The organism is Kitasatospora sp. NBC_00374, from assembly GCF_041434935.1.
Taxonomy (GTDB): domain Bacteria; phylum Actinomycetota; class Actinomycetes; order Streptomycetales; family Streptomycetaceae; genus Kitasatospora.
In genome coordinates this window covers 1841421-1853413 of the sequence record NZ_CP107964.1, presented here as the reverse complement: position 1 = coordinate 1853413, position 11993 = coordinate 1841421, and the positions used below count along the sequence as shown (strand labels likewise).

The following is an 11993-nucleotide window of genomic DNA, read 5'->3' as shown; positions in this document are numbered from 1 at the left end:
GCCTCTCACCCTGCCCCGCGGGCGGGTCTGTCACACACAAGGGGATTCGCCCGTGAGTTTCTTCGCAAAGCTCTTCGGCCGCAGCAATCGTCGCGACGCGGCGGTCGAGGCGCCCACCGCGCGCCACCGCCGGGCCGACGAGGAGTCCGGTGTGCCGGGGATGCGCCCCGCGCCGGATGCGGACCAGTACGCGCAGCGTCCGCTCTACCGCGACGACAACGCGACTCAGGGCGCCGGTATCTCCACCGAAGGCTTCGGCACGGCGTACGGCGCGTCGGTTGATTCCACGGGCGCGCCGCGCATAGGTTTCCCGACAGGACCCTCAACCTCTGGTGGAGGGTTCGCCCCGGACCCCTATGCCGGGCACGTCCAGTCGGGTGTGCCGCGCCAGGAGGCAGTGAACATGGCCGGCTCCTCCCCGTGTCCCCGCTGCGGCAACCAGAACGCCGCCACGGCCAGGTTCTGCTCCAACTGCGGAACTCCGCTGCGGGCGGGCGCGCACCCCGAGGGTGCGGCCGAGACCACCTCGACCATCACGATCTCCGGCCTGGAGTCCTACGACCCCAACGCCACCGGCACCGGCGCCACTCCGGCGCTGTCGCCCGAGGTGCTCGCGGCCATCGACGCGCTGCCGCCGGGCTCGGCCCTGCTGATCGTCCAGCGCGGCCCGAACTCGGGCAGCCGCTTCCTGCTGGACTCCGACATCACCGAGGCCGGGCGTCACCCGCAGGGCGACATCTTCCTGGACGACGTCACGGTCTCGCGCCGGCACGTGGAGTTCCGCCGCCGTCAGGACGGCGGCTTCACGGTGGCCGACGTGGGCAGCCTGAACGGCACCTACGTCAACCGGGAGCGGATCGAGGAGGTCGCGCTCAACAACGGCGACGAGGTGCAGATCGGCAAGTACCGGCTGGTGTTCTTCGCCAGTCACCACCGGGGGTACTGACCACGACTTCGGCTGGAGCCCGAGTGACCGCTAACACTCCCACCCTCCTCGGATCCTCACCCGTGCCCGCCTCCCGGCGCACGGGCGAGGTGCGGCGGCGGGGCGACGACCTGCTGAGCATCGGCGCCGTGCTGGCCCACCTCAGGGACGACTTCCCCGAGGTCACCATCTCCAAGATCCGCTTCCTGGAGGCGGAGGGCCTGGTGGAGCCCAAGCGGACCCCCTCGGGCTACCGGAAGTTCAGCCCGGCGGACCTCGAACGGCTGGCGTACGTGCTGCGCATGCAGCGCGACCACTACCTGCCGCTGCGGGTGATCCGCGAGCATCTGGACGCCATGGAGCGGGGCGAGCAGCCCCCGGCCCTTCCTGCGCCGGACAACCGGCCCGGGCCCCTTGAGGAGGCCGACCGCGAGCTGGTCGCCGGCTACCCGACCGCCGGGGTCAGGCTGGGCCGGGCGGAGCTGCTGGCAGCCGCCGAGTCGAGCGAGCGCGAGCTGGCCGAGTGGGAGGCCTACGGGCTGGTCGCGGCGGGTTCGGACGGCGGGTTCGACGGCGAGACCCTGCAGATCGCCCGGTTGGTGGCGGAGCTGGGCCGGTACGGCCTGGAGCCCCGGCACCTGCGGGCGATGAAGGCGGCGGCGGACCGTGAGGTGGCCCTGGTCGAACAGGTGGTCGCCCCGCTGCGCCGTCACCGCAACCCGCAGACCCGGGCGCACGCGGAGGCCACCGCGCGGGAGCTGGCGACCCTCTCGGTACGCCTGCACGCGGCAATGGTGCAGGCCGGGCTACGTCCGAAGCCGTAGGACGGCCGCCGAACGAGGGCCCGGTACGGCCGGAATCGGCCGGGGCCGACCGGCTGCGCTTTCATATCGGCGGTGTGGGCCATAGGGTTGCGAATGTGAATGAGCTCGACGTCGTGGGTGTCCGGGTGGAGATGCCGTCCAACCAGCCGATCGTGCTGCTGCGGGAGGTCGGGGGCGATCGGTATCTGCCGATCTGGATCGGACCGGGAGAGGCGACCGCGATCGCCTTCGCCCAGCAGGGCATGACGCCGGCGCGGCCGCTGACGCACGACCTTTTCAAGGACGTGCTGGACGCACTGGGGCACCAGCTCACCGAAGTGCGGATCAACGACCTCCGTGAGGGCGTGTTCTACGCCGAGCTGGTCTTCGCAGGCGGCGTGGAGGTGAGTGCGCGCCCGTCCGACGCGATAGCGCTGGCCCTGCGGACCGGTACGCCGATCTACGGCAGCGAGGAAGTGCTGGCCGAGGCGGGCATCTCGATCCCGGACGAGCAGGAGGACGAGGTGGAGAAGTTCCGCGAGTTCCTCGACCAGGTCTCGCCGGAGGACTTCGGCGGGCAGCAGTAGGCGTGCCCCGTCGGTCTGTCTGCGGGCCGACGACTGCTCGGAGCTCGGCCGGTTCTTTATCTCCGGCCGGAGACGTCCGCAAGTTGCGCAGGGCCGAGCCCCCGCAAATGCCCACACTGAGGGTACGGAAAACCACTCGGTGGAGTGACATTGGCGGTGACGTCCGGCGTGGCGATCGTTGACGGGTCTCTGGCGACTGCTTACCGTCAGGGATGGCTCCGGTTCGTCGGGCCACCCGGGGCCCGGACGGCCCGCAGCAGCAGTGGACGGAGGTTGGCATGAGCGGCACCGGCGATGACCTGGCTGCCGGGAGCCTGTGCGCCGTGCACCTCCCGCGCAGCGCCCGCGGCCTGCTGGCGCCCCCCCGGGGTGCCGATGCGGTCGAGACCCTGGATTCCGAGCGGCCCCGGGTGGGCCGGTTCCCCGCCGTGCAGGCGGGTCAGCCCGCGATCGAGCGCCTCGCCCCGACCTCGGCGCTGCTCGGCTACCGCGGCCCGACGGCCTGCGCGGCCGCCGGGATCACCTACCGGCAGCTGGACTACTGGGCGCGCACGGGCCTGCTGGAGCCCAGCGTGCGGTCCGCGTACCCGGCCGGCGCCCAGCGCCTGTACAGCTTCCGCGACATCCTGCTGCTGAAGATCGTCAAGCGGCTGCTGGACGCCGGGGTGTCGCTGCAGAACATCCGGGTCGCCGTCAGCCACCTGCAGTCCGCCGAACCCGCCGACTTCGCCGGGCTCACGCTGATGTGCGACGGCGCGACGGTCTACGAGTGCACCTCCCCGCAGCAGGTGGTCGACCTGCTCGGCGGTGGCCAGGGCATGTTCGGTATCGCCGTCGGCGCCGTCGGCAAGGAGCTGGAGGCGGCCCTGGGGCGACTGCACGGGGAGCGGACCGACACCGGTGAGACCATGGTCGGCCACGACCCGGCGGACGAGCTCGCGCAGCGGCGCAACCGCGCCGGCTGACATCCGGCCGCCCCGGCCGACCAGGTACCCGCGGGGTGTGCGGGACGGTCCGTGCCGGGTGGGCTACAGGACGGCAACCAAGGGCCCGGACGGGGAACCGTCCGGGCCCTTCGGCACGTCGGGACGGGTGGAATCGATCAAGGCCAAGGGGGGCGGCATGCGCAGCCGGGTGCGTCGGATGCTTCGGGTACCGGGAGTCGGCAGCAGGCGCGGGCAGCGCTGCTGGTTCCACGCGGCCGTCCTGTTCACCGTGCTGGCGCTGGCCCCCAGCACCTGGCTCCGGCTGGACGACGGGGGCCGGGTGGGGTCGGTGGGGAGCGCACCGTCGGCGCCGGTCGCGGTGGTCTTCGGCGCCGGCCTGTTCGAGGGCGAGCCCTCGCCGTACCTGGCGCACCGCCTGGACGCCGCGCTGGCGCTGTATCAGCAGCACAAGGTGCAGGCGATCCTGGTGACCGGCGACAACGGCAGCAAGGACTACGACGAGCCGGACGCGATGCGGCACTACCTGATCCAGCGCGGCGTGCCGGAGGTCCGGGTGGTCGGCGACTACGCGGGCTTCGACACCTGGGACTCCTGCACCAGGGCGCGTCAGATCTTCGGGGTCGACCGGGCCGTGCTGGTCAGTCAGACCTTCCACGTCCGCCGGGCGCTGGCGCTCTGCGAGGCGGCGGGCATCGACTCGTACGCCGTCGGCGTCGACGAGGGCCACAACGCCACGTGGTACTACGGCGGCCTGCGGGAGATCCCCGGTGCGGGCAAGGCGCTGCTGGACGCCTGGCTGCGTCCGGACCCGCAGTTCCTCGGCCCGCACGAGGCCGGTGTCACCCGGGCGCTGGCGGACGCGGCGGCGCGCTGATCCGGCGCGGCTCGACCGGGGCGGGGCCCGTCGCTCGAACGGGATGTCAGACCCCTGCGGGATGATCGACGGGTGCGGACAGTGCCGAGCATCATCCACCTCGACATGGACGCCTTCTTCGCCGCGGTGGAGCAGGCGGCCAAGCCCAGCCTGCGCGGCAAGCCGGTGGTGGTGGGCGGGCTCGGCGGCCGGGGGGTGGTCTCGACGGCCTCCTACGAGGCCCGCAGGTTCGGGGTGCACTCGGCGATGCCGATGGCGCAGGCCCGCCGGCTCTGCCCGAACGCGGCGTTCCTGACCGGTCGTTTCGACGCGTACCGGTGGGCCAGCGACATCGTGATGGGCCTGCTGAGGGAGCGCTCTCCGCTGGTCGAGCCGCTCAGCCTGGACGAGGCCTTCGTCGACCTGGAGGCGGGCCCGTACGGTCCGGCACTGGCGCAGGCCGGGCCGGCCGAGGGGGCCCGGCTCGTCCTGGCACTGGCCGAGGACCTGCGGGCGGACATCCTGGAGCGGACGGGGCTGACGGCCTCGGTCGGCGCGGCCGGCTCCAAGCTGATGGCCAAGATCGCCTCGGAGCAGGCCAAGCCGGACGGGCTGGTGCTGGTGGAGATCGGCTCGGAGCAGGCGGTGCTCAGCCCGATGCCGGTCCGGGCGCTGCCGGGGATCGGCCCGGCCACCGAGCAGGCGCTGCGCCGGGTGGGGCTGACCACGGTCGCCGACCTGGCGGCGGCCGGGCCGGAGGAGCTGGTGCAGCTGCTCGGCCGGGCGCACGGGGCGGGGGTGTTCCAGATGTCGATAGGGATCGACGAGCGCCCGGTGGTGCCGGACCGGGACGCCAAATCGGTCTCGGTGGAGGACACCTTCGAGGTCGATCTCGCGGACCGGGACCGGATCATGCACGAGATCGACGTGCTGGCGGCCCGGTGTGTGCGCCGGCTGCGCGCGGCCGGCCGATCGGGCCGCACGGTGGTGCTGAAGGTCCGCCGCTTCGACTTCTCCACCCTCACCCGGTCGGAGACGCTGCGCGGCCCGACCGACGACGAGGAGGTGATCGCCGCCACCGCCCGCCGGCTCGCCCTGCAGGTGGACACCACGGGCGGCGTGCGCCTGCTCGGGGTGGGTGTCTCGCAGCTCGCGGACTACACCCAGGAGGACCTGTTCGCGCAGGCCGTCCGGGAGGCCGCCGAGGCGCAGGGGGAGGAGGAGCAGCGGCCCGAGGCCGGGCCTGCCCCGGTGGCCGAGCCGGAGGTCCCGGCGGTGCGGCGCTGGTGGCCGGGCCAGGACGTGACGCACGAGCGGTACGGCGCGGGATGGGTGCAGGGCAGCGGGGTGGGCCGGGTGACGGTCCGGTTCGAGACGCCGGACAGCCCGCCGGGCCGGGTGCGCACGTTCGCGATCGAGGATCCGGAGCTCCGGCCGTCCGGGGCCGTACCGCTGCGCTGAGCGGGTGCGGGTACGACAACGGCCCCGCACCCGTCCCAGGTGCGGAGCCGTCTGCCGGGCCGGGCCGGGGCGGTCGCGATGCCCTCGTCGACCGCCGGGGCCCGGTCTCCTCGCGGCCTGTCCCGGGCCGCGAGGGTGGACGCCTCGTCAGGCGTCGGTCTTGGCCGGCTCGGGGCTGGTGGCGGCCGCCTCGACGGGGGCGGCGACCGGCTTGATCCGGCGGATGGCGAACGGTACGGCGGCGGCGACCAGGCACATCACGGCGGCCGTCCAGAAGGCGTGCTTGTACGCGTCCAGGGTGGGCAGCAGCACCGGGATCGGCAGGTTCTTGATGGTGTCGCCGGTCAGGATGGCCCCCATCACGGCGGTGCCGACGGCGCCGCCGACGGTGCGCAGCACTGCGTTCATGCCGTTGGCGATGCCGCTCTGCTCGACCGGCACGGCGCCGTTGATGTAGGCCGGCATGGCGGCGTAGGCGAGGCCGACGCCGAGGCCGAAGACCGCGGAGGAGAGGTAGAGGTCGGCCTCCTGGCCGTGGCGCAGGGCGAGGTAGGCCATCGCGACGGCGCCGAGCACGCCGCCGAGGACCAGCGGCAGCCGGGGGCCGCGGCGGGCGATGAGCAGTGCGCCGACCGGGGCGGCGATCATCGAACCGACGGCGGAGGGCAGCAGCATCACACCGGCGTGCAGCACGGTGGCGGTGAACCCGTAGTGGGCGAGCTTCTCCGGGGTCTGGGCGAAGTTGCTGATGACCAGGAAGGAGCCGTACATCCCGAAGCCGATCAGCAGGCCGGAGATGTTGGTGAAGGCGACGGCCGGGCGGGACATCATCTTCATGTCGACCAGCGGGTGGCTGACCTTGGTCTCGATGATGATCCAGACCAGGGCGACCACGGCGGCGACGGCGAACAGGCCGAGGGTGCGGTTGGAGGTCCAGCCCCAGTTGTTGCCCTGGCTGACGGCGACGAGCAGGGCGGAGAGCCAGCCGGCCAGGGTGAGGGCGCCGAGCGGGTCCGCGCCGCCGTCCTTGTCGATCACCGGGTCCTTGGGCACCCGCAGGGCGACCAGCGCGGCCGCGATCAGGCCGAAGACCAGGCCCATCCAGAAGATGGACTTGTAGCTCCAGTGCTCCAGCAGCAGGCCGGTGGCGACCAGGCCGAGGCCGCTGCCGACGCCCATCGAGGCGCTGATCATCGCGACTCCGCCGGTGACCTTCTCCCGGGGGAGCTCGTCACGCACGATGCTGATGGCCAGCGGCAGCACGCCACCGCCGGCGCCCTGGAGGACGCGGGCGACGACCAGCCAGGTGAAGGAGTGGGTGCCGACCGCGAGCGCGGAGCCGGCCACCAGGCCGGCCAGCGAGACCAGCAGCATCGGCTTGCGGCCGCGCAGGTCGCCGAAGCGGCCGAGCAGCGGGGTCAGGACGGCGGCCGAGAGCAGGTTGGCCGTCATCAGCCAGGTGATGTTGGACCCGGAGACGTTCAGCTCCTTGGCCAGCGAGGGCAGGATCGGGACGACTGCGGTCTGCACCACGCTGAACGCCAGCATGGCCAGCACCAGGGCGGGGAGCACCCGGGCACTGGTCGGCTTGTCGGCCGTGATGGTGGGCTGAGATGCCTCACTCACGGTTCTTCCTCCGGTTCTGGCTGCTCGAAGCGGAGTGCTTCAAGCACGAGATAGTGAATCGAATGAAGTAACCATGCCGGTAAATAGTTCAGTGTGTCAAATATCGATCGGTGAAGCTTTGGCAAAGCGGAGGCCCCGCCCCCGCGACGGCGGGGACAGGGCCGGGAGACGCCGGTGGGCCCGGCTCAGGACGGCCGCAGCGGCTCCGGCCGCAGCGTGTCCGTCATCGGCCCGGAGCCCGGCGCGGACCGCTGCGCCGTGCCGTTGGACTGCCCGCCCGGGGAGCCGGCGGTGCTGTCGTGGATCTCCACCTGTTCGCGGCGGAGCTCCTCGCGGATCACCGTCTCCTCGGTGTAGCGCTCCACCACCAGGCGCACCCGCTCGATCGGCGCCAGGTACTTGCGGACCACCGGCCGCTCCTCGCGCAGGGTGACCTCCTCCATGCCCTCGGAGATGTCCTGCTCGGTCAGCGAGGCCCGCTCCGCGTCGGTGACGGGCACCCGCTCCACCCGGACCCGCTCACGGACCACCGGCACCTTGCGCTCCACCGGCTCGCTGGTGACGTACTTGCGCAGCCGTGCGGTGCCGAGCACGTGCCACTGGGTGGTGATGTCCAGCCGCTCCTCCCGGCAGGTGATCTCCACCGGCGCGCTCGGCGCGCTCGCGGCGGGCCCGGTGGGCTGCTCGACGGCAGGCTGCTCCGTGGTGGGCTGCCGGGTCTCGGCCACCTGCATCGGCTGGGGGTGGTTCTGCGTGGCGTACGGGGTGTGCTGCGGCGCCGGCTGCGGAGCGGGGCGCTGCACGGTGGACGAGTCGTCCGGATGGGCGGGCGTCGGGGCGGCCATCGGCGCGGCGGGCGGCGGCGCCGAGGTGAAGGCGGGGGTTGTCATCATGGTCTGCCCCTCGGGCGAGGTCGCCGGCGCCGGTGCCGAGGAGACCTTGCCGAAGTCCAGGTCCTTGCTCCGGTCGCCGGCCGCCGCTGCGGCGGCCGCGGCCGCCGAACCGTTGGTGGCCGAGGCCGGCGGCGCGGCGCTGCCCGCGTCCAGGCCGTAGTACCGGTAGAGCTGCAGCTCCTGGGCGGGGGAGAGGTGCTGGCCCACCCCGAAGTCCGGGGACTCCTTGATCAGCGACTTGTCGTAGGGGACTCGCAGCTCGTCCCCGGCGAACTCGCTGGTGGTCAGCGGGACGAAGGCGTCCCGGCCGAAGATCCCGGTCCGCACGGCTGCCCACTCGGGCTCACCGGTGGCGTCGTCGAGATAGACCTCGTCGACCGTACCGATCTTGTCGCCGTTCCGGTCGACCGCCTTGTGCCCGATCAGGTCGCGCGGATCGATATCGGTCTGCACGCTGTCCTCCACTCCTGCTCCTGTGAAAGGCCGTCAGGGGGCGGTTGAAGGAGCTGGCCAGCCGCCACTTCATACAAAAAGCCATGTATCGGGCGCATGCGACCCGAGCGCCGCCGTCCGGGGCACGGCGGGGACCGATCCCTCGTCCCGGGCCGGTGATCCGCGGGAATCTCGCTGGTACCCTGGGCGGCGACCGCCGAGCCCGCTCGGGAGAGTCCCTGAGCCCGGTGAACCGGGTGGTCAGGGCGCCGAAGGAGCAACTCCTCCCCGGAATCTCTCAGGCACCCGTACCGTGTGGGACAGGTCACTCTGGAAAGCAGGGCAGGATCGCCGGCGCAGGAGCCGACGACACCACCCTCACCGACGGTGCAAGCCGACGGGACGGCCTCCGGCCTGCCCGTGCGGGCGAAGCTCTCAGGTCCCGATGACAGAGGGGGAGGCCTGTCGGGTTCGTGCGCTCATGGTCCCCGCTGTCCCCAGCGGCGAAGGCCGGTCGGCGCCCGCACCCCAGCCGGTCATCGACCAGGAGGCCTCGACCCCCATGAACGCCCAGCCGATCAACGGTCGCCGCAGCGACGCCACCCTCGCCGAGCTCGAGCAGGCCAGCCCCTTCGAGACCCGTCACATCGGCCCGGACGCCGACGCCCAGCAGAAGATGCTGGCGCACGTCGGCTACGCCTCGCTGGACGAGCTGTCCGACGCCGCCGTCCCCGACGCGATCAAGAGCCTGGCCGCGCTGGACCTGCCGGCCGGCCGCAGTGAGGCGCAGGTGCTCGCCGAGCTGCGCGAGCTCGCCGCCCGCAACCAGGTGTTCACCTCGATGATCGGGCTGGGCTACTACGGCACCTTCACCCCGCCGGTGATCCTGCGCAACGTGCTGGAGAACCCGGCCTGGTACACCGCCTACACCCCGTACCAGCCGGAGATCTCCCAGGGCCGCCTGGAGGCGCTGCTCAACTTCCAGACCCTGGTCTCCGACCTGACCGGCCTGGACACCTCCGGCTCCTCGCTGCTGGACGAGGGCACCGCCGCCGCCGAGGCGATGGCGCTGGCCCGCCGGGTCACCAAGGTCAAGGGCGGCGTGTTCCTGATCGACGCCGACACCCTGCCGCAGACCGTCGCGGTGATCGAGACCCGTGCCGTGCCGACCGGTGTCGAGGTGGTCGTCGCCGACCTCTCCGAGGGCATCCCGGCCGAGATCGCCGAGCGCGGTGTCTTCGGTGTGCTGCTCCAGTACCCCGGCGCCTCCGGCGCGGTCCGCGACCTGGCGCCGCTGATCGAGCAGGCGCACGGGCTCGGCGCGATCGTGGCGGTCGCCGCCGACCTGCTGGCGCTGACCCTGCTGAAGTCCCCGGGCGAGCTGGGCGCCGACATCGCCTGCGGCACCTCGCAGCGCTTCGGCGTGCCGATGGGCTTCGGCGGCCCGCACGCCGGCTACCTGGCCGTGCGCGCCCCCTACGCCCGCAACCTGCCCGGCCGTCTGGTCGGCGTCTCGGTCGACACCGACGGCAACCGCGCGTACCGGCTGGCGCTGCAGACCCGTGAGCAGCACATCCGCCGCGAGAAGGCCACCAGCAACATCTGCACCGCCCAGGTGCTGCTCGCCGTGATGGCCTCGATGTACGCGGTCTACCACGGCCCGGACGGCCTGGCCGACATCGCCCGCCGCACCCACCGCTACGCCGCCGCGCTGGCCGAGGGCCTGCGGGCCGGCGGTGTGGAGCTCGCCCACGGCTCGTTCTTCGACACCGTCACCGCGCGCGTCCCCGGGCGCGCCGCCGAGGTGGTCGCCGCCGCGGCCGAGGCCGGTGTCAACCTGTTCCCCGCCGACGCGGACACCGTCTCGATCTCCTGCGACGAGACCACCACCCGCGAGCACCTGGCCGCCGTCTGGGCCGCCTTCGGCCTCAAGGACACCGAGGTCGCCGAGGCCGCCGACACGCTGCCGGCCGGCCTGCTGCGCGAGGACGAGTACCTGACCCACCCGGTCTTCCACAGCCACCGCTCGGAGACCGCCATGCTGCGCTACCTGCGCCGCCTGTCGGACCGCGACTACGCGCTGGACCGCGGCATGATCCCGCTGGGCTCCTGCACCATGAAGCTCAACGCGACCACCGAGATGGAGCCGGTGACCTGGCCGGAGTTCGGCCAGCTGCACCCGTTCGCGCCGGTCGAGCAGGTCGGCGGCTTCCTCAGCCTGATCCGCGAGCTGGAGCAGCAGCTGGTCGAGGTGACCGGCTACGACGCCGTGTCGATCCAGCCCAACGCCGGTTCGCAGGGCGAGCTGGCCGGCCTGCTGGCCGTCCGCGCCTACCACCTGGCCAACGGCGACACCCAGCGCGACGTCTGCCTGATCCCCGCGTCCGCGCACGGCACCAACGCGGCCTCCGCGGTGATGGCGGGCATGCGGGTGGTGGTCGTCAAGACCCTGACCGACGGCGACGTGGACGTCGACGACCTGCAGGCCAAGATCGACCAGCACCGCGACCAGCTCGCCGTGCTGATGGTCACCTACCCGTCGACCCACGGCGTGTTCGAGACCCAGATCACCGACATCTGCGCGGCCGTGCACGAGGCCGGCGGCCAGGTGTACGTGGACGGAGCCAACCTGAACGCCCTGGTCGGCCTCGCCAAGCCCGGCAAGTTCGGCGCGGACGTCTCGCACCTGAACCTGCACAAGACCTTCTGCATCCCGCACGGCGGCGGCGGCCCCGGCGTCGGCCCGGTCGCGGTCCGCTCGCACCTCGCGCCGTACCTGCCCAACCACCCGCTGCAGAGCGAGGCCGGCCCGGCCACCGGCGTCGGCCCGATCTCGGCCGCCCCGTGGGGCTCGGCCGCGATCCTGCCGATCTCCTGGGCGTACGTCCGGCTGATGGGCGGCGAGGGCCTCAAGCGCGCCACCCAGGTGGCGGTGCTGAACGCCAACTACATCGCCAAGCGGCTCGCCCCGCACTACCCCGTGCTCTACACCGGCCCCGGCGGCCTGGTCGCGCACGAGTGCATCATCGACCTGCGTCCGCTCACCAAGGAGACGGGGGTGACCGTGGACGACATCGCCAAGCGCCTGATCGACTACGGTTTCCACGCCCCGACCATGTCCTTCCCGGTGGCCGGCACGCTGATGATCGAGCCCACCGAGTCCGAGGACCTGCACGAGATCGACCGGTTCTGCGCCGCGATGATCGAGATCCGTGCGGAGATCGAGAAGGTCGGCTCCGGCGTGTGGCCGGCCGAGGACAACCCGCTGCGCAACGCCCCGCACACCGCCGCCACCATGGCCGGTGACTGGGAGCGCGCCTACACCCGCCAGGAGGCGGTCTTCCCGGCCGGCGTCAACCCGGCCGACAAGTACTGGCCGCCGGTGAGCCGGATCGACGGTGCGTACGGCGACCGCAACCTGGTCTGCTCCTGCCCGCCGCTGGACGACTACGGCGTCTGAGCGCGG

At 72.6% G+C, this 11993-nt stretch carries 9 protein-coding genes, 1 pseudogene and 1 riboswitch; of the genes and pseudogenes, 7 read left to right on the top strand and 3 right to left on the bottom strand.

Going from position 1 to position 11993, the window contains the following annotated elements:
- Nucleotides 1–52: 52 nt before the first annotated feature.
- From OG871_RS08190 to OG871_RS08165, 6 genes are all read left to right on the top strand, one after another.
- Nucleotides 53–946: an FHA domain-containing protein gene (locus OG871_RS08190; protein WP_371495470.1), complete on the top strand. Its 894-nt coding sequence runs from the start codon at nt 53–55 to the stop codon at nt 944–946.
- 62 nt (nt 947–1008) lie between these two features.
- Entirely contained in the window at nt 1009–1749 is a 741-nt protein-coding gene (locus OG871_RS08185) for a MerR family transcriptional regulator (RefSeq protein WP_371503241.1), read from the top strand.
- 95 nt (nt 1750–1844) lie between these two features.
- Nucleotides 1845–2315, top strand: coding sequence for a bifunctional nuclease family protein (locus OG871_RS08180; protein WP_371495469.1), 471 nt, complete (start codon nt 1845–1847; stop codon nt 2313–2315).
- A 278-nt stretch (nt 2316–2593) separates the two neighbouring features.
- On the top strand, nt 2594–3280 hold the full coding sequence (locus tag OG871_RS08175; RefSeq protein WP_371495467.1) for a MerR family transcriptional regulator: 687 nt from the start codon (nt 2594–2596) through the stop codon (nt 3278–3280).
- Between the two features lie 157 nt (nt 3281–3437).
- Nucleotides 3438–4136, top strand: coding sequence for a vancomycin high temperature exclusion protein (locus OG871_RS08170; RefSeq protein WP_371495465.1), 699 nt, complete (start codon nt 3438–3440; stop codon nt 4134–4136).
- 72 nt (nt 4137–4208) lie between these two features.
- On the top strand, nt 4209–5576 hold the full coding sequence (locus OG871_RS08165) for a DNA polymerase IV (protein ID WP_371495463.1): 1368 nt from the start codon (nt 4209–4211) through the stop codon (nt 5574–5576).
- Between the two features lie 147 nt (nt 5577–5723).
- Here the strand turns inward: OG871_RS08165 and OG871_RS08160 are convergent, their stop codons facing one another.
- From OG871_RS08160 to OG871_RS08150, 3 genes and pseudogenes are all read right to left on the bottom strand, one after another.
- Nucleotides 5724–7202 carry an MFS transporter gene (locus tag OG871_RS08160; RefSeq protein ID WP_371495461.1) on the bottom strand — a complete coding sequence of 493 codons (1479 nt, stop codon included), beginning with the start codon at nt 7200–7202 and terminating at the stop codon, nt 5724–5726.
- Between the two features lie 185 nt (nt 7203–7387).
- Nucleotides 7388–8155 carry a DUF2382 domain-containing protein gene (locus OG871_RS08155; protein WP_371503240.1) on the bottom strand — a complete coding sequence of 256 codons (768 nt, stop codon included), beginning with the start codon at nt 8153–8155 and terminating at the stop codon, nt 7388–7390.
- A 39-nt stretch (nt 8156–8194) separates the two neighbouring features.
- A pseudogene (locus OG871_RS08150) lies at nt 8195–8560 on the bottom strand (PRC-barrel domain-containing protein); the annotation flags it as partial.
- A gap of 185 nt (nt 8561–8745) precedes the next feature.
- A riboswitch (glycine riboswitch) is annotated at nt 8746–8851 on the top strand.
- Nucleotides 8852–9089: 238 nt separating this feature from the next.
- On the opposite strand from OG871_RS08150, the gene gcvP reads away from it, so the two are divergent.
- Nucleotides 9090–11987 (top strand): aminomethyl-transferring glycine dehydrogenase, encoded by a 2898-nt coding sequence (gene gcvP, locus OG871_RS08145; RefSeq protein WP_371495459.1) that lies wholly within the window; start codon nt 9090–9092, stop codon nt 11985–11987.
- Nucleotides 11988–11993: the final 6 nt, after the last annotated feature.